An 18,798-nucleotide genomic window follows, 5' to 3' on the forward strand; every position below is an offset into this window, starting at 1 on the left:
GATAGACGCCTATGAACACGAGCTCTCAAATGTGCATATTCCAAAGGCGGCAGTTCTCTGCCGTCTTTTTTGTTTCTGTTCCCCGTCGGTCACGCACCTTTTCTCCCGCCACGCATACCATGAAACCAAAGGAACACAATGCAAATGGGGGTGAGAATATGGAGGGGCTGCTATGGCTTCTGATTCTCTGCACGCTGACAGCAGGAGCGCTCGCCATTCTGGGCATCTGCCGTCGCATGCAGGAGCACACACTGCCGGAACGCATAGTCACATGGGTGGCGCTGTCCGAACAGGCGCAGCTTCAGGCACAGCTGGAGGCGCTTGCGGCACAGGTACTCTGGGCGGACTGTGCGCTGCTGAAAACGGTATGGCTGGTGGATGCCACACCGGAAAAGCGTCTGCTGCCGGATTTGCAGGCATTTTGCCGGACACACCGGGGATTTCGCTGCTGCCACATGGAGGAGCTTCCGCAAATCTTGGAGGAAATTGCTCCGGCGCAAAAATAAGGATTGCATTTCGTCGAAAAAACGTGTATAATAGAGAAAGGCTTCGAAAGAAAAGAGGGAACGCAGTTGGCTGAGGAAAAAGCACTCCGGCTGGAGGGCATCGTGGAACACGTGCTCTTTACCAATGAGAAAAATGGATACACGGTACTGGAACTGGACGTGGACGGTTCGCTGGTTACCGTCGTGGGAGAAATCGGCACCGCAGAAGAGGGCGAGCGCCTTTTGGTGGAGGGCGAATATCAGAACCACCCCAAATTCGGCGCACAATTCCACGCCCAGTACTGGGAGCGCCGGCTGCCGGCAGATGCTGCCAATATTCAGCGGTATCTCGCCTCCGGTGTCATCAAGGGTATTGGTCCATCGCTGGCACGCAAGATCGTGGAGAACTTCGGCGACCGCACCTTGGAAGTCATGGAGAAAACGCCCACACGGCTTTTGGAAGTACGTGGCATCTCGCCCAAAAAGTGTGAGTCGATTGCCGCCGAGGTACAGCAGATCTTCGCCCTGCGCGGACTCATGCAGTTTCTTGTGCAGTACGACATCCGCTCCAAGTACGCCATGCGTGCCTACCAACGCTGGGGCAGCGGTGCAGTGGATATGATCGCAGCCAATCCCTACCTGCTCTGCTCCCACGGCATCGATCTGGAATTCCAGAAAGCCGATGCCATGGCGCAGGAAATGGACTTCTCTCCCTCCTGCCGCCAGCGCATTCAGGCGGGCATGGTCTACATCCTGAACTACAATGCCAATTCCGGCTATACCTGTCTGCCGCTGGACAAGCTGCGGGAGAAGGTCAGCGCCTATCTCCAAATTGCTGTGGCGGACTTCGACGCAGCCTATGCCGAATTGCTGGACGAACACGACATCTACGCCTATGACAAAGGCGGGCGGACGTTTGTCTATTTGGAGGACTACTACATCGCCGAACAGTACATCGCCGATCGTGTGGGGGTGATCCTGGATTTCAGCGCACCGGAAACACGGGAGGACTGGAATCAACTCATCGACGAACAGGAGTCCCAAAACGGCATGCAGTACGCTGATCTTCAGCGTGAGGCGATCAACACCGCTCTCTCCCGCAGTATGATGATTCTCACCGGCGGTCCCGGCACCGGCAAGACTACCACCCTCAACGCCATCATCCGCCTATACGAGAAGACGGGATATCGGGTCATGATCGCCGCACCAACGGGCAGAGCTGCCAGCCGCATCTCCGACCTCACCGGCTACGACGCCAGTACCATCCACCGCATGCTCGCCGTGGAATACGACATGTCGGGCAACATGTGCTTCCAGCACAACGAACAGAATCCGCTGGAATGTGATGTTATGGTGGTGGACGAGATGTCCATGGTGGACGTGCTGCTCTTCGAACATCTGCTGCGTGCGCTGCGTCTTGGATGCAAGCTGGTGCTGGTGGGCGACTGTGACCAGCTGCCCTCCGTGGGAGCCGGCAATCTTCTCCGTGACCTCATCGACAGCGAAAGAGTTCCTGTGGTCGCTCTGAAAGAAATCTTCCGGCAGGCGCAGAAGAGCAGCATCATCACCAACGCACACCGCATCATTCAGGGCGAATACCCCGACCTCCTGCAAAAAAACAGCGACTGCTTCTTTTTCCAGCGCCTTACCGCCGGTCAGGCGACTGACCTGATGCTGGAACTGGTGCAGACACGGCTGCCGCAGGCGTACGGCTACTCCCCGACAGAGGATATTCAGGTCATCACCCCATCCCGCAAGGGCGTTCTGGGGGTTGTAGAGCTGAACAAGCAGCTACAGGAAGCGCTCAACCCTCCCAGCACCTCCACGGCGGAGGTGAAATCCGTACTCTATACCTTTCGGGAGGGCGACAAGGTGATGCAGATGAAAAACAACTACGACATCATCTGGCACAAAGAGGGAGAAAACGGCACCGGCATCTTCAACGGCGACATCGGCTATCTCCGCACTATCAACCGGCAGACGCAGGAGGTGACGGCGGAATTTGACGGCCGATTTGTGACCTACGCATTTGACCAGCTGGATCAGCTGGAACTTGCCTATGCCATCACTGTGCACAAGAGTCAGGGCAGCGAATTTCAGGCTGTGGTGATTCCCCTGCTGGGCGGATTTCCACGGCTGTACTACCGCAATCTGCTCTATACCGCCGTCACACGGGCACGCCGGCTTCTCATTCTCATTGGCTCAAAAAACGTCATTTACCAAATGGTGGATAACAACCGCCGTATGAATCGATATACCTGCCTGCGGGATATGCTTCAGCGTCCGCAGACGGAACAGCCCTCTCTTCCAGAGGACATCCCAGAACTGAAACAGGAGGAAACGGAATGAGCAAAACAGACATTGGAATTGACCTTGGCACCGCCAATACCGTCATCACACTGGGGAAAAAGGGTGTGGTACTCAGCGAACCATCCGCCATCGCCTATCACAAACGCACCAAGGAAGTGCTCGCCGTGGGAAAACGTGCCTATCAAATGATTGGCAAGACGCCCAGTTATATTGAGGTCATCCGTCCGCTCTCCGGCGGTGTGATCTCCGACGACCGCATGACACAGTACATGATTCGGGAGTTTATCCTACAGGTGAGCGGGCACCGGCTGACCAAGCCGCGCATCATCATCTGCGTTCCTTCTTTTATCACAGACGTGGAAAAACGTGCCGTGGTGGAAGCTGCCATGAGTGCCGGTTCACGTAAGGCGTACCTCATCGATGAGCCAATCGCCGCCCTCATCGGCGCAGGGGTGAACATCGGAAAGGCACGGGGCAACATGGTCGTGGACATCGGCGGCGGCACCACAGATGTTGCCATTGTATCCATGAACGGCATCGTCACCTCCCACTCTGTGCGTGCAGCCGGCAACACGCTGGATCAGGCGATCATCCGCTACATGCAGACACGCTATAAGCTGCTCATCGGCGAGCGCACTGCCGAACGGGTGAAGATCGAGATGACCAACCTCTACGATCCCAGAGCTGATGTGACCATGTGGGTCAAGGGACGCAATCTGGTCAGCGGTCTGCCGGAAATGCGGGAGATCAGCGAACTGGAGATTTTTGAGGCAGTAGAGGACGTTGTCGCTGACATCATCGAGGCGATCAAAACCGTTCTGGAGGAGACACCGCCGGAGCTGGTCGGCGACATCTACGAGAACGGCGTGCTCATGGCAGGCGGCGGCGCAATGCTGGGCGGTCTGCGAAAGCTGGTGGAGCGCACGCTGCAAGTCAAGTGCGTGGTAGCAAAGGATGCCATCCACTGCGTGGCAAAGGGAACAGCCATTGCATTCCGCAAAATGGACACTCTGCTGGACGGCTTCGAAAATATCGCCGTCTATCAGTTCAAGTAAACAGACAGAAAAAAGCGTATCCGAAATCAATCGGATACGCTTTTCTTGTCAGATAAATTGGCGGTGGTTTTACTCGGCGTATTTCTTCAGCTTTTCCACCAGCACCTGATACAGCGTGTTGTTGCGGGTATCCGGAGTGGGGAGTCCGCTGCCCCAGTACAGACCGAACGAACCCTCGTGGAATGCGTGGTAGTTGAAGCTGATGTCCGCATCGTGGAAAATATCCATGACATCATCCATCCAGCGGTCACCGCCACGGTCGTTCTCGAAGCAGTGTGCGCCTGCGCCAAATTCACCGCAGTACACCGGCACATCGTAGGTCTCAGAGAATGTGATGTTCTGCTGAATGGTTTTTTCCAGATACGCCCGATTCAGCACCTCGATGGAATCCACATTCCACACATCCACACGGGGACGCACAATGGCATTGGCATTCTTGGTGGTCACCTGAAAATAACCGCTCGCCTCATAGCTGTGTCCCGGTGTCGGGCGGAAATAGCGGGTACTGCAGTTAGCGTCGTCTGTGGTGCGGGAGATGAGCAGGCTGCCCTCTTTCAGATGTCCTGTCATGGAATCATAGGACTTGGAGCCGGAATTGTCGCTGGACCAGAAGTTCAGCGAACCGTTTTTGTCGAAGTCCTCGGCATAGATCGTCTGCACGAAATCGCCGTTTTCGTCGTACTCATCCAGCCGCAGTTCGTCCGCATGGGCAAGACCGTACTCGCCCACATTCTGTGCCTGAAAGACCAGACTGATCATCTGTGTCCCGTCGGATTTCGGCGTAATTCTGCCGCTCCTGAGATATTGCCACTCATCTGTGGAGGTGTCCGCCTTTTCGCCGGAAAATGTGGACGTTGCCCACTGGGCGTTTCCAGTGGACACCATGTAGTTTTCGTCCGGATAGGTGACATCGTTTCCCAGCGTTCCCGCCCAGTCAAAGCCCTGATGGGTGAAGGCATGCGGATCGTAGTAGTGGAATTCGTATACAGCATTGTCATCATCCAGGTGCACGTAGTTGTTCTCATCGTTGAAGTTGATCCACTGTTCCTGCGTGCCGGCAAGATTCTGGGCAGCACACATACGTTCCACGAAGATCATGTGATTCTGGTCAACGGTGCGGATGCTGTCCGTCAGCTCCTGTGCCACAGACTGCCACAGCTTCAGCGCAGCCGTACCGTCGGACGCTGCCACCACCGGCTCGTTGACCAGGCCATATCCCAAGATCACCGGTTCATCGGCATAACGCTGGGCGATTGCCCGCCAGAGGGCACTCAGCCGTTTCTGATTCTCCGGCTCTGTCCAGAGCGCTGTGCCGTTTCCCTGCGACTGGTAGCCGCCCTCCGGATAGTGCATGTTCAGCACCAGCCGTATCCCCGCTGCCTTTGCCCAGGCAATGTTGGTATCCAGCCACTGAAAGCCCTCTTCCCGATAGGTGTAGGGATTGCTGTCGGACTCAAACATGCCGTAGTTCAGATAAAACCGGACGGAATCGAAGCCCATCTCTGCCAGCTCCTGATAGCTCTCCGCATTGTGGTGGAGCGTGGGCGGTGTGGACGGATTCGACCACACCTCGTTGCCAAACGCCATACCCTTGATGATATACTGCTTGCCGTCCTCATCCACAAGAAGCTTTCCCTGTGTCCGGATGAAACCGGTATAGCCGTCCTGTATCTCCTGTTCCTGTGCCGCTTTCTGACGCAGTGCTGCCAGATCCATGCCGTCGGTGATCCCGTCAGCATTCAGATCCTGCGAACCACTCTCCGTCCTGCCCAGCAAAAACGCCTGAAGTTCGCCCAGTTCTCCGGAACCAGTTTCCAGCGCAGCGCCGGAAAGTGCGCAAGTGCCCACTGCAACCGCTGCCAGCGCAGCCGTCAGAACACCCCATGTCTTTTTCTGCCGCATTTGTTCCTCCTTTTAATAGGGCATGGTGAATGTTCCCACACGCCATGCGCCGCGCTCATACACCAGTGTCAAAACGCTCTCCTTCTGGGTTGCCTCGGTTTCATCGGGGAACTGATAGCTGGATACCACAGAAAACGTAAGTGTGTCCGCTGTGCTGCCGGTCAGCGCTGTAACCGTCGAGCTTTGGTAGCTGATATCGCTGCCGCGGTCACCACAGCGACGGTAGAGCTTGCCGTCCGACATCTGGAACTGTGCATCCAGATCGGTTTCATGTCCTGCCTGCGCAAAAACTTCGTAGTACCCTGCTTCCGCCTCTTCGATGGTACTGTAATTGGTGACACGCTGCCAGCTTCCATCGCCAATGGTATCGCTGGTGTCATAGGTGAAACCCATACCGCTGGATGCCTGATAGATAAAATAGGTGGATGCGGCGTTCTCATAGATCTGCTGTGCCTGTGTGCACCACGCCTCCGCCGTCAAGCCGGTATCTCCCACCAGTTCTCCGCCGGAAGCAGCCTCTTCCGAGGTGCGCTCCTCCACAGTGAGAGCAGTGTCCGAAGTGGCAGCATCCGCCGGTGCAGTCTCCTGCATAGAATTGACAGATTCCTCGATGCGCTCCAATGTGGTTTCTGTCGTCTCCTCCGCTGCCTGCGCTGCAGTCGTCCCTGCCGGCAGACTCGATGTGGTGTCGGCGATGTCGCTGCATCCGGTCATTCCGGCAGCCAGTGCAAGACAAACCAGCCCTGTAAAAAGCCGTGCACCCTTTCTCTTCTGATATTGCATTGAAAAAACTCCTTCTGAAAAACAATTCTAAAAAGCGGTTTGCTTTTCCTCATTATACCACGCCATCCGTCAAAATGCAACGTTTTTTGCAGAATTCACCAGCACCTTTTCGCCCGCAGTTTCTTTTTTTCTCTTTTCCAGAGAAAACATGCGTATTTTCGGTGCATCATCTAATTATCTTTTGTTTTTTTGGAAATTTCTTTTCTTTTTTCGTTTTAGCTGAATTTTCGTATTTTTTTCTTGACATTTTCCCGATCTGGTGGTATAATAATATTCGCAAGTTCACCGAGAGTCACAAATCCGATGCTGTTATAGCTCAGTTGGTAGAGCACTTCCTTGGTAAGGAAGAGGTCACCAGTTCGAATCTGGTTAACAGCTCCACGAAGCCGCACGCAGTTTCGGTTTCTCCGAGACTGTCTATTTTTCGGCTTGTTTCTACTTTCAAAATTTGCTTGCTGTTATAGCTCAGTTGGTAGAGCACTTCCTTGGTAAGGAAGAGGTCACCAGTTCGAATCTGGTTAACAGCTCCAGAAATCGCACGCAGTTTCACTTGAAATTGCGTGCTTTTTGGCTTTCCGTATTTTTTAGACAGCAGCGTCCCCTGCACCAGTCTTTTGGCCGGTACAGGGGACGCTGTTCTGTTATTTTATTCTGAATGCCTGAGAATTACAGTTTCTCTACTGCCTGATTGTAGAGGTACAGCGCTTTCATTAGGTCTTTCAAATTTTCACCTGCCGTGTCGCTGCTCAGGACGGTGTAAGCATAGGACATCGGGCTAGACAAAATCGTAAACTTTCCGACACGCACATTCTTGGCGACCGCAAGCTTTCCTGCTGCGATATCTGCAATCTCGCAGTAATAATAGCCGTCCTTTTCTTTCAAACCGTAGCTGCTCATGTCCACGCCGTCTTCTGCCTTGAAATAGTGACGCAGCGTGGTCTTCGACTCCAGAAGCAGGCTTGCACCGCAGTAGGTCACACCCTCCGGCAGCGATCCGCCCGTCAAAGCCATAGAATCCTCCAGCAATTCTGCTTTGACAGCGCCTAGTTCAATAATTGCCGGCGCAGACATTCCAACGAAATATGCACTGGCACAAGTTCCGTAATTCTGCATTGCAGAAGCAACATTGCGGACATTCTCCGCATAGCCATTTTTCTCATTGATGACATATTTCGCATAATCATTTACGGAGTACCGGTAAACTGCGCCAGTCTTGTCGCTGGTGATGATCTGCGCCTGAATGGTGTCGTACATTTCCTTGGCTGCCACATCGCACGAGAAGACATAATAGGTTTTCCCGTCTTTCTCCGTGACCTTTGCCTCGCTCACCGGAACATGAGAAACCGTTCCGTTTGGCAGGGTAAACTGCATATATGCGCCATTGTCTGCAACGACCGCATCGGAAAGCTCCATGTAGAAGTTGACGCCAATGTTTCCGCCAAGACTGAGGGAATAGCCAACAAGATTTGCGCCGATGCCATCCTCGAATATTCCGCAGTACTTGCACTTGCCGTTCTCATAGGCATGGCTACCGAATGTGTTCCCCTCTGTATTGCGGTAAAAGACATTTGCAACCGGAGAAGTGTCATTGCAGCCCCGATAATTGTTGTTTTGATATACCTTTTCGCCATTCAGAACAGGTGCAGATTCCTCGCCGATGTGCTGCCCCCAAACCGTGCCGTTCTCGCCTTCTGACAGAAGATAGGCGACCTCACCGCTTTCAAAGCGCTCCAGCTCCATGGCGGTTGTACCGTCCACATCGTCTGTTTCATCGTCAGACAGATAGTAGCAGTTTTCCACGATACTGTTATTCGAACTGCGCTCTACAATTCCGCTCAAACCGGCGCTGCCCCCATCGACAACCATTCCGGTATTATAACAGTTTCTGATGGTGCCCTGACTTGCGAACCCGCAAATACCGCCGGTCATACTTGATTCAATCGCACCGACCGTCATCGATTGGCTGTAGCAATTTTCCAGTGTACTTTCCAACGAAACGCCGCAAATGCTGCCAACCACGTTAGCTCCATAAAAATACGAATCAACTATGCCGACATTCCGGATCGTGCTTCCAGACACTGTAGAAAATAAGCCAGAACCTTTCTGGGTATAAGCAAAAAGTCCGCGAATGGTATGACCGTTCCCGTCAAATACACCATCATAGAAACCCTGCATCGGTGTCCACTCTCTGAAGCTTCCCTCAGTGCTCAGATGTCCGTCCGTAAGAACGTTTTCATTGACCACAATGTCTGCCGTCAATGTTACATGGAGGTTCTCCAGTCCGCTGGTGCTCTCCGACATATCAACAGCATTTATTTTGTCCGCAAACCAGTAGAGCTGACCGCCGTTTCCGATCTCATAGGACTTTTCTCCGGTCTGCACTGCCGGTTCATACGCATCGCATTCTGTACAAAAACCGTTGACGAAAGTATGCGCCTCTTCTGTCTTGGTTGCATACCCAATGGGACAATCGGCGCAGGATGTGGTTTTCACATGGGAGGCATCGTCTTTCTTAGTATAAGTGACTTCTCCATCGGTATTGTGCGTGTGCACTACACCGTTTTCCTGAATTGACACGCCATCTTCCACAGTCAGCTGATCCAGATTGGTGATCGATGCCCCCTCCTGAAACAAAAGCTTTTTGCCGGAAGTCACCGTCATAGGCTTGTGCAGTGTCACCGTGCCGTAAACTACGACACCCTCTTTTTCAGAAATGATAGAATCCGTGTTCTTCATACCACTTTCTGTATAATAATCAAAATTCTTCGTAATTTCAACCTGACAGTTGATAAAAGTAAAGCCTTCGTTATAAGCACCGCTCAAATCATTATAGGTACTTGATTCTTTCGAACTCTCGGCGTGAATATAGCAATTTTCCATGGTAGCCTTTTCTCTGGCGAACAAGCCGCCATGTGATTTATATGCACCAATTGCAATAATTTCACTGTTCTTAGCATTGATAATTCCTTTGAAATCTCCTGTACTTTCTGCATAAACCGCATTCCCAGATTTTATAATTTCCGTCGTTGTTGTCACATGAACGATGCTGTCCTCAATTGTCATCAAACCTCCGCTTGCTATTCTAGATGCGTTGACTGTGACATTTTGGATCGTAATTTCACCATGGCCCGAATAGTAACACTCTATTTCTTGACAATTCAAAATACCACCACCCATCAATGTGAGTGATGCATTCGCCCCATCCTTTTTTATTGAGCTGCTATTTGTAATCGTATTTTCTCCAATCAGCTGGACAACCAAATCTCCTGTTTTGAATTTAACCTGAGAAATCGTCGCATTTTCCAGCGTGAGCACGTTTGTTGCACTGTCGTAGCTCCAGCCTGCATTTGCATCGCTAACCGTGTAACCATCCGTAGAGCCGTCTTCGCCGGTGACTTGCTTTCCGTCTACATACAGCTGCAATACCGGAGAAGATGCTGTTTCCGCATCCTCGGCAATTTCGTCCGCACTTGCCGAAAGACTCCATCCCACCCGCAGCGTGTCCGCCGGAACGTACAGCAGCATTCCGCTGCATAGTGTCGCCGCAGCCAGCATTGCCAGCACCTTTTTGGATTTGTTGTTCTTGTTGTTCATGTGAATGCCTCCTTTTCTAAAATTCGCACATATTGTTTTAAAAGTATATGATTTATTATATCATATATCGAATAAACGAACAAGTTTTTTGCGTGAAATGCAGTTTTTCTGCGTAAAGCGCAAACGATCCGGACAGACAAATACCGCCTGCTCTGTCAGACAACAGCGCAGACGGCATTTGCGTATATGGACTTTATGGGAAGGGAGTACTTGCATACTCCGGACTGTCAGTTTTCCTGGATCAGCTTTTCGATCTGCTGATAGTAGGCGTAGAATTCCTCGGTATCTTTCAGATCCAGCGTGCGCTTATAGGTCAGGTTCACCGGAATCTCCGCTTTAACCCTGCCGGGACGGCTGGACAGCACGTAGATCTTGGTTGCCAGAAAGACTGCTTCCTCGATGTCGTGGGTGACGAACACCGTAGTGGGACGCAGCTCCCGCCAAATCTCTCGGAGAAACACCTGAAGCCGTGCCTTGGTGATAGGATCCAGCGCACCGAACGGCTCATCCATCAGCAGAAACTCTGGCGAATTGGCAAGCATCCGGGCAATGGCAACACGCTGCTTCATACCGCCGGACAGCTGATGGGGATAGGCGTTCCGGAAATTGGAAAGTCCGATGATCTTCAGGTACTTGTCCACAATCTCGTCCTGCTGGGGCTTGGGCATTTTTTTCAGCTTCAGCCCGTACCGCAGGTTCTGTTCCACTGTCAGCCACGGGAACAGCGTGTAGCCCTGAAACACCATACCACGGTCTACACCGGGGCCGGTCACCGGCTTGTCGTTGACGGTGATCGTTCCCTCTGTGGGAAAGTCCAGCCCTGCCAGCATCCGCAGCAGTGTGGATTTGCCGCAGCCGGAAGCACCGACAATACAGACAAACTCGTTTTCCAGAATCTGAATGCTGCAATCCTGCATGGCAACGGTTTGCTTCTTCCGTGCCTGATAGACCTTGGTAATATGCTCGGCGCTGATGTTGGTCGACGCCATTTTCGCTTCGATTCGTTCGCTGCTCTCCAGCATGTTTCTCACCTCTCTTTTACACCAGTGCATCTTCTCCCGTCATGCCGTTGCTGATTCTGGTGGCCTCCTCCAACGCATAGACGAAGATCTTGCCGTCGCCCTCGCTGCCGGTGGAATTCACCGACTTCACGATGGAGATGATCTCCTCCACCTCTTCGTCCAGCGCATAGATGCCGATGAACTTCTTGCACAGAAACGGGATGGAGAACTGTTCTTCCTCACTCTCTGCGGCATCATGCAGCGCATAATGGCACGCTTTTTTTCCGCGTCCCAGCACGTCAAACGTGATGGCGGAATAGAACCGTCCTGCTGCAAGGGCTTCCTTTGTCGCCGTGTAGCGCTCCGGACGGATGATAATTTCCAGATACTTCATATGGCACAGCTCCTTCCGCTCACAGCACTTCTTCTCCGGAACTGATGGTGATGGCACGTTCCACATCCATGATAAAGATCTTGCCGTCACCATGGGTGCCCAGCTTGCCGTCTGTCATGGTCTTGGCGTTGTTTTCGATAATGGACACCAGCTTGTCCACTTCGCCGTCCTCCACTACGATCTCGATCAGTTCCTTGGGGATCTCGTCGTAGTACACGTTGCCGACTTTCAGACCGCGCTGTTTGCCCCGACCCAGAATGGTCATGCGGGTGACCGCATGGAAACCGGCATCCGAAAGCTTCTCCATGACCTCAAACACCTTTTCCGGTCGAATGATCGCTTTTACACTTTTCATGATAGTTCCTCCTAGTCCTCGATTCGCATTTCCGCTTTCTGGCTCTCTTCCAGAATGATATCTGTGCAGTATTTCTTGTATTTCCGAAATTGCTCTGTGCGCTTGACCGCCGCATCCCTTGGACGCGGAATGTCAATTTCCAGTACCTCCCGCACACAGCCCGGATGCGCAGACATGATCACAACACGGTCTGCCATCAGAATCGCCTCTTCCACATCGTGGGTGACCATAATCACCGTCTTGGGATACTTGCGCCACATTTGAAGCGTCAGCTCCTGCATGTGCCGTCTGGTCTGGGCATCCAGTGCGCCGAACGGCTCGTCCAGCAGCAGGGATTCCGGATTGGCAGCAAGGGCACGGGCAATGGCGACACGCTGCCGCATTCCGCCGGAGAGCTGGCTTGGATAGACCTGTGTAAAGTCCTCCAGTCCAATGTCCGACAAAAACTGCTTTGCAACGTCCATACGCTCCTGCTTGCTCATGCCGCTGGCACGAAGCCCATACGCCACGTTGTCCAGCACACGCATCCACGGAAACAGCGTATAGCCCTGAAATACCATGCCACGATCCATGCCCGGCCCTGTGATCCGCTCTCCATTCCAGAGGATCTCGCCCTCTGTGGGGAAATCCAAACCGCAGAGCATCCGCAGCAATGTGGATTTTCCGCAGCCGGAAGTTCCCAGCAGTGCCACAAACTCGTTCTTTTTCACCTGAAGCCGGATGTGGGACAGTGCCTGCACCTCCTTCCGTCTGGAGCGGAAGACCTTGCTCACATCCTGAATATCAAACACCACATTGCTCTGTGCCATGTTGCCTCACCCTTTCTTCTGCGCTGCCGCTCAGCTCTTGCTGAACCACGGGAACAGCTTCTTACTGAGCCACTTAAACAGGAAGTCGAACAAAAGACCGATAATTCCGATGGTCAGGATTCCCACGAAGATCTTGCCGACGTTCAGCATTCTCTGGGACTGAATGATCATATAGCCGATACCGGAGGATGCACCGATCATTTCTGCCACGGTGACATATGTCCAAGCCCAGCCAAGCACCATGCGGAGGGAATCCAGAATGTATGGCATTGCTGCCGGAAATACCACACGCCATACCACGTTCAGCCGGTTGGTGCCCAAGGTGTAGGATACCTCGATGAGGTCGTGCTTGACCTTTCGGGTATCCCCTGCCACCATCAGAAGCAACTGCGGGAACGTACCCAGAATGATAACTGCGACCTTCTCCCTCTCATCAATACCGATCCACAGAATGAACAGCGGAATGAACGCAGTTACCGGCAGATACCGCAGGAAGGACATGACCGGTTCAAAGAACGCCTCAATTGGCGCATACACACCGATCAAAATGCCCAGCGGCACCGCCACAACCATGGAGATCAGAAATCCCAGCAGCACACGATATGTCGTAACGCCGATGTCCTGCAAGAAGCCGTTCTCCGTAAAGAGCCGGATGCCGGTCTGCAAGGTTTCAATGGGCTTTGGCAGGAACTTTTCATTGACCAATCCCAGCTCTGTCAGAAGCAGCCAGACGAGAAACACCAGCAGGAAAGAACATACCGCAATGATAAAATAGCCCTTTTTCGAGATGCTGTCCTGCGGGGTAAAGCTCCGTTTCAGTTTGCCTGTTTTCATGAAAATTCACCTTCTCTTTTCCATTTGTCAGGAAACAAATTCCGTATCCACACACTTGGAGCAGTCGATCTCTGCATCCACCAGCTTGATGTCATACCAAACCTTTGCAGCATACTCGCTCATATCCTGCAGCTCTCCGCCGCCGACAAACTCCTTATTCTTGTCCCGATCATAATAGGTAACGCAGGGAAGCGTATCCTCCAGCTCTGCCACTGTCATGCCCTGATAATCTGCCATGATCTTGATGCAGTCATCGTGAGTGGACGGATCGTTCAGCATGTCCAGCGCCTCGAACCACGAGTCACAGATTGCCTGCACCTTGTCCTTGTTTTCCTGTACGTAGTCATTGAGGAAACACAGCGTGTCGCAGATAACGCCCGGATCCTCAGAGCTGGAGCGGAGCACCTTGCCAAAATCCGTCTGCTTGGCATTGGTCAGCCACGGCTCCCAGGTAACAGCGGCATCCACGCTGCCGCCGACAAAAGCGGAACCGGCATCACCGGCGGACATGTTCTGGATGTCGAAATCATCCATGCTCATGTCATACTGCCCGATGACATAATTGAAATAGAACAGGCTCGCACCGCCGGAGGTGTCCAGTGCCACTTTTTTGCCACGCAGATCTTCGATGGAGTTGTATTCGTTCTTGCAGACAATGCCGTCACCGCCATCGGAAGTATCCAGCGCAAGCACCTGTGTGGAATCCAGTCCAGCACCAATTCCCATAATAACAGTGTCGATGGTCTGTGCATAGCCCTGAATTGCACCGGAAGCAATGGCGCTCTTGATATCGCCGGCACTCTCGATGACACGCAGATCTACATTGACACCGTTCTTTTCAAAGATACCCTTTTCCTTAGCGATAAACAGCGGCGCATAGCCAATCCATGTGGTGAAGGAGATGGTCACCGTATCGTCTTTCTTGCCGGAGCTGGAGCTACCGCAGGCGGTCATGGAGCCTGCCAGCATCGTCAGGGCACACAGGCAAGCTGTTGCCTTTCCCAAAGTCTTCCGGTTCCGCTTCATTTTCTCGTTTCTCATACGAACAACTCCCTTTCATCATCCCTTCCAAAAGGAAAAACGCCGACTGCACGTGTGGTTCAGCCGGCGTCCTTGCCAATTGAAATCTGAATTTTTTCCATTCCTGCAAAGCGCACAACGGATTTTTCTGGAACGAAATCTCTTTTTCTCTGTTTGAGTTCTCCCGTTCACTGCCATTATTTTATCACGCCTGCGTTGAAAAAGTGTCGATTGCTTTTTTCGACAAATATCGTCGTTTTCTCAACACTTCGGTATCGTCGTTGATACAAGAGATTGTTTCATACAATCTCTTAGAGCTTGTGCTCATAGGAAATATATGCGGATTTTCGAGCAAATTTTTTTGCAGACAAGGCAAAAATTTGCAGGCATACTTTCGTATGGCAAGAATTTTTAACGCAGTATGCAACAAAATTTGCCGAAAAGACGTAGATAGATGCCTATGAACACGAGCTCTTAAACACAGGAAACCCCGGCAGGGACAGCGCCATTGCCGGAGCGTTTGCTCACAATTCCCTGCCGGAGTTTCTGCGATATGCTTTTCCGCAGAGCGTGCATTCTCTGCGGCTTTCCGATTGGTTAGAGTACCAGAATCTCCCGGAAAATCTCTTCCAGATCTTCCAGAGATACCGGCTGCTGCGGACAGCCCTCAATGTCCACCTCCTGCATGGCATCCTCTGCGAACTTGTGGATCTCTGCCTCGGTGACCGGGCCGATGTCCACCTTCTCCGAAACGCCGATGGCACGGAACAGCTCGTGGATGCGCTCGATCAGACGGTCAGCTGCATTGGATTCGTCACAGGTGGTGTCCCCCAGATAGCGCATGATCTCCACGTACTTCTCCGGCACGGCGTTTCTGGTGTACGCAATGCTGGGAATCTGCGCCACGCCGACCCCAAGACCGTGGGGAATCTTATGCAGTACCGACAGCGGACAGCTGACGGCGTGGGGCAGAATACAGCCGTCCTTGGACTGGGCAATGCCGGCGTACATGGATGCCAGCGACATGTAGATGCGAGCCTCCTTGCTGCCCTCTACGGCATCCGGCAGATACTGGAACGTGAGCTTGATGGCTTCCAGCCCCAGCAGCTCCGCCAGCTTGTTGTCCAGATTGGAGGCATATGCCTCAATGGCGTGTCCCAGCACATCCAGACCGGTGTTTGCGGTGATATTGCGGGGAACGCCAAAGGTCAGCGCCGGATCAACGAACGCATAGGTCGGTGCGATTTCGGTGGTAAGCATCAGATCTTTCTTCTGGCTCTTGTCCGTAATGACGATACAGTCGGAGACCTCCGAGCCTGTGCCGGACGTGGTGGGGAGCGCTGCCACTGGCAAAAACTTCTCTGTGGGAACTTTCATGTCATCGCCACGCATGAGCATGTAGTCCTCAATACTGCCGCCATTGGTGGCAACCACTGCTGCGCCCTTGCCCACATCCATGACGCTGCCGCCGCCCACGGCAATGATGAGCTTTGCACCGAACTCTGCGCAGAGCTTTCCGCAAGCGTCCACCTGAGAGGACAGCGGATTCTGCCGAATGTCCTGATAGACGGTGTAGGCAATACCGTTCTCCTCCAGAATCTTCCGGATGGGGTCGAGCATGCCGATGGAAGCCAGTACGGGGTCTGTCACCAGAACTACCTTGTCTGCCTTTTCCCGTTCCACTGCCTTCATGATCTCCGAAACCTTGCCCACGCCAAACTCAATGATGGTGGGAAATTCAAATGTAAATGCTGGTATCATATTCTTGCCCTCCTGCGTTTATTCAAACCAACCTGTGGGACACACGTTGGTGTTGATATTAATCTGCTTGACCTCCGTATAGTCGTCCAGTCCGTAGGTACCCAGCTCTCTGCCGATACCGCTCTGCTTGTAACCGCCCCACGGTGCTTCCGGATAAACCGGCCCATAGGTGTTGATCCAAGTGATGCCGGCACGAATCTTCTTGACCACACGGAGCGCCTTGGCGCTGTCGCTGGTGAAGATCCCGGCTGCCAGACCATAGGTGGTGTTGTTCGCCAGCTGAATTGCCTCTTCCTCGCCGTGGAACTTCTGAATGACAACCACCGGTCCGAAGATCTCCTCCTGCACAATGCGCATTTCCGGCGTGGTGTCGGTGAAAATCGTCGGCGCAATGAAGTAGCCCTTTTCGTACTCCGGCTCTGTCATGCGGTAACCGCCGAGCGCTACTGTTGCGCCCTCTTCCTTGCCGATTTCAATGTACTTCAGCACCTTTTCCATGTGCTGTTTGCTGATAACCGGTCCCATCTTTACGCCCTCTTCAAAACCGTTGCCGATCTTGATCTTCTTGGCGCCCTCAATGAGCTTTTCCAGATAGCGGTCATAGATGGTATCCTCCACAAGGATGCGGGAGCCTGCGCTGCAAACCTCGCCCTGATTATAGAACATGCCGTACAGACCGTAGTCCACTGCCGTGTCAAAATCGGCGTCGGCAAAGATGATGTTCGGAGACTTGCCGCCCAGCTCCAGCGAGATGCCCTTGACATTGCTGGAGGCTGCGCACATGATCTTTCTGCCAGTGACAATACCGCCGGTAAATGCGACCTTGTCCACATCCAGACTGGATGCCAGCGCATTGCCCACAGTCGCACCAGCGCCCATGACCAGATTGACAACACCCTTGGGGAAGCCAACCTTCTCCATCATCTCCGTCATCAGAATTGCCGAAAGCGGTGTGATTTCCGATGGCTTCAGGATAATGGCATTACCGGCTGCCAGCGCCGGCGCAAGCTTCCAGATTGCCAGAGAGATCGGGAAATTCCATGCGACGATCAGCGCACAGACACCAAGCGGTTCCCGCACAGTCATGGCATGCACTGCCGGATCGTTCAGGTCATAGGTCTGACCTGTGGGCTGTGTCACAATGCCGGCATAATACCGGAGAATGTTGGCAGAATCGTAGACATCGTACTCCGACTCGATCAGCGCCTTGCCGGTGTTGAGCGTCTCCGCCTTTGCCAGCTTTTCCACATTTGCCTCCATCTCATCCGCAAAGCTCCGCAACAGCGCAGCTCTCTCGTATGCCGGTGTGTCGCCCCAGCCATCTTCATAGAAGGCTTTCTTCGCTGCGGCAATGGCATGCTCGGCATCTTCCACCGTGCCCTCTGCCACATGGCAGATCACCGAAGCATCATAAGGGTTGATGACCTCTCTGGTCTCTCCCGAAGAGGATGCCACCCATTCTCCGCCGATGAACATTTTTCCTGTTTCCATTTGTGATTCCCCGCCTTTCTTGATTCCCTGCCGTCCGGCAGGTTCTACGCATTTGGCTCATACTGAGAGCTCGTGTTCATAGGCGTCTATCTACGTCTTTTCGGCAAATTTTGTTGCATACTGCGTTAAAAATTCTTGCCATACGAAAGTATGCCCGCAAATTTTTGCCTTGTCTGCAAAAAAATTTGCTCGAAAATCCGCATATATTTCCTATGAGCACAAGCTCTAAAAAATACTGATGGCAAATGAAAAGCGGCATCCGGAACGGGAAAGCTGTCCCGCATGTCGAACGCCGTTGTTCTCTCTTTTTCTTTGCACGCTGCTGTATTTTTCTGATTCTATTATACAAAGGAAACGTCTAAAAAGTGTCGAAACTGCGTTGAAATTTAAGAATCTATTTCCATCTTTTTTATAGCAAAAAAGGGCGGATCACTCCACCCTTACACTGATTCCATTTTGGAAAACAGCTCAGCAAAACGCCTCGGCAATCACCACATACGCCGGCTTCCCCGGCAGCAGCTCGATGACCTCCTCCTGTTCCGACGGTTCCCGCACAAACAAGCTTCCCACCGGCAGGCGAATCTCCTCGCCGCCAAGCTTCAGCGTCATGTCTGTATCCCGGCAGTACAGCATGCTGTGCGCCTGCTTTGCCGCATAGAACAAATCCTTGCCCTGGCAAAAATACGCTTTCTGCACCCCTCTGCAGCCCCGCAGCATCAAATTGAAGTCCACGCACTGTCCCTCGCTGACGGTATCATCTCCGCCGTGAAAATGGATGGTGTCGTAGGCGTTCAGCTCCTGTGGCTCTGATACGCCGGTGCGGATGGAGATCTTCCCCTCCAGCACCGTGAGGAATCGTTCTACGCCGTCCAGTTTGGTGAACACGGAAACCGCATCCTCCACCGCAGCACTGCTGATGCGGAACCGGAAGTCCCGATTGCGGTAGGAACTGCCTGCCGGAAAGATCATCATCTGCGTGGTAGAACCGCCGCTCCAGCGGCTGG

15 protein-coding genes and 2 tRNA genes are annotated in these 18,798 nt (G+C 52.9%); 5 read left to right on the plus strand and 12 right to left on the minus strand.

What is annotated here, in order from left to right:
• Positions 1 to 158: 158 nt before the first annotated feature.
• The 3 genes from QZL66_RS03670 to QZL66_RS03680 all read left to right on the plus strand — a co-directional run bounded on the left by QZL66_RS03670 (position 159) and on the right by QZL66_RS03680 (position 3,850).
• On the plus strand, positions 159 to 506 hold the full coding sequence (locus QZL66_RS03670) for a hypothetical protein (RefSeq protein WP_022410401.1): 348 nt from the start codon (positions 159 to 161) through the stop codon (positions 504 to 506).
• Positions 507 to 572: 66 nt separating this feature from the next.
• Positions 573 to 2,834, plus strand: a complete 2,262-nt coding sequence (locus QZL66_RS03675) for an SF1B family DNA helicase RecD2 (RefSeq protein ID WP_022410402.1) — start codon at positions 573 to 575, stop codon at positions 2,832 to 2,834.
• On the plus strand, positions 2,831 to 3,850 hold the full coding sequence (locus QZL66_RS03680) for a rod shape-determining protein (protein ID WP_022410403.1): 1,020 nt from the start codon (positions 2,831 to 2,833) through the stop codon (positions 3,848 to 3,850). Before QZL66_RS03675 ends, QZL66_RS03680 begins: the two co-directional genes overlap by 4 nt.
• A gap of 69 nt (positions 3,851 to 3,919) precedes the next feature.
• Here the strand turns inward: QZL66_RS03680 and QZL66_RS03685 are convergent, their stop codons facing one another.
• Both QZL66_RS03685 and QZL66_RS03690 read right to left on the minus strand, forming a co-directional pair.
• Positions 3,920 to 5,752: a glycoside hydrolase family 5 protein gene (locus QZL66_RS03685; protein WP_022410404.1), complete on the minus strand. Its 1,833-nt coding sequence runs from the start codon at positions 5,750 to 5,752 to the stop codon at positions 3,920 to 3,922.
• 12 nt (positions 5,753 to 5,764) lie between these two features.
• Positions 5,765 to 6,535, minus strand: coding sequence for a hypothetical protein (locus QZL66_RS03690; RefSeq protein ID WP_022410405.1), 771 nt, complete (start codon positions 6,533 to 6,535; stop codon positions 5,765 to 5,767).
• 305 nt (positions 6,536 to 6,840) lie between these two features.
• On the opposite strand from QZL66_RS03690, the gene QZL66_RS03695 reads away from it, so the two are divergent.
• Positions 6,841 to 6,916 (plus strand) — tRNA-Thr (locus QZL66_RS03695).
• Positions 6,917 to 6,989: 73 nt separating this feature from the next.
• Positions 6,990 to 7,065, plus strand: a tRNA-Thr gene (locus QZL66_RS03700).
• Between the two features lie 136 nt (positions 7,066 to 7,201).
• Here the strand turns inward: QZL66_RS03700 and QZL66_RS03705 are convergent.
• From QZL66_RS03705 to QZL66_RS03750, 10 genes are all read right to left on the minus strand, one after another.
• The gene (locus QZL66_RS03705; RefSeq protein WP_022410406.1) at positions 7,202 to 10,129 is read right to left on the minus strand and encodes a hypothetical protein; all 2,928 of its coding nucleotides are present in this window, start codon (positions 10,127 to 10,129) and stop codon (positions 7,202 to 7,204) included.
• 227 nt (positions 10,130 to 10,356) lie between these two features.
• Positions 10,357 to 11,151: an ABC transporter ATP-binding protein gene (locus QZL66_RS03710; RefSeq protein WP_022410407.1), complete on the minus strand. Its 795-nt coding sequence runs from the start codon at positions 11,149 to 11,151 to the stop codon at positions 10,357 to 10,359.
• Between the two features lie 16 nt (positions 11,152 to 11,167).
• Positions 11,168 to 11,524 (minus strand): P-II family nitrogen regulator, encoded by a 357-nt coding sequence (locus tag QZL66_RS03715; protein WP_022410408.1) that lies wholly within the window; start codon positions 11,522 to 11,524, stop codon positions 11,168 to 11,170.
• Between the two features lie 19 nt (positions 11,525 to 11,543).
• On the minus strand, positions 11,544 to 11,879 hold the full coding sequence (locus tag QZL66_RS03720) for a P-II family nitrogen regulator (RefSeq protein WP_022410409.1): 336 nt from the start codon (positions 11,877 to 11,879) through the stop codon (positions 11,544 to 11,546).
• Between the two features lie 11 nt (positions 11,880 to 11,890).
• Entirely contained in the window at positions 11,891 to 12,688 is a 798-nt protein-coding gene (locus QZL66_RS03725) for an ABC transporter ATP-binding protein (RefSeq protein WP_022410410.1), read from the minus strand.
• Positions 12,689 to 12,718: 30 nt separating this feature from the next.
• Positions 12,719 to 13,522 (minus strand): ABC transporter permease, encoded by an 804-nt coding sequence (locus tag QZL66_RS03730; protein ID WP_022410411.1) that lies wholly within the window; start codon positions 13,520 to 13,522, stop codon positions 12,719 to 12,721.
• Positions 13,523 to 13,549: 27 nt separating this feature from the next.
• On the minus strand, positions 13,550 to 14,563 hold the full coding sequence (locus QZL66_RS03735; RefSeq protein ID WP_022410412.1) for an ABC transporter substrate-binding protein: 1,014 nt from the start codon (positions 14,561 to 14,563) through the stop codon (positions 13,550 to 13,552).
• A 576-nt stretch (positions 14,564 to 15,139) separates the two neighbouring features.
• Positions 15,140 to 16,303: an iron-containing alcohol dehydrogenase gene (locus QZL66_RS03740; RefSeq protein ID WP_022410413.1), complete on the minus strand. Its 1,164-nt coding sequence runs from the start codon at positions 16,301 to 16,303 to the stop codon at positions 15,140 to 15,142.
• Positions 16,304 to 16,321: 18 nt separating this feature from the next.
• Positions 16,322 to 17,794, minus strand: a complete 1,473-nt coding sequence (locus tag QZL66_RS03745; protein ID WP_022410414.1) for an aldehyde dehydrogenase family protein — start codon at positions 17,792 to 17,794, stop codon at positions 16,322 to 16,324.
• Between the two features lie 468 nt (positions 17,795 to 18,262).
• On the minus strand, positions 18,263 to 18,798 hold a 536-nt coding region (locus QZL66_RS03750; RefSeq protein ID WP_293601826.1), incomplete at its 5' end, for a HutD family protein.

The sequence above is a fragment of the Ruminococcus sp. CAG:330 genome (assembly GCF_000437175.1).
In the GTDB taxonomy this organism is placed as follows: Bacteria; Bacillota; Clostridia; order Oscillospirales; family Ruminococcaceae; genus Ruminococcus_C.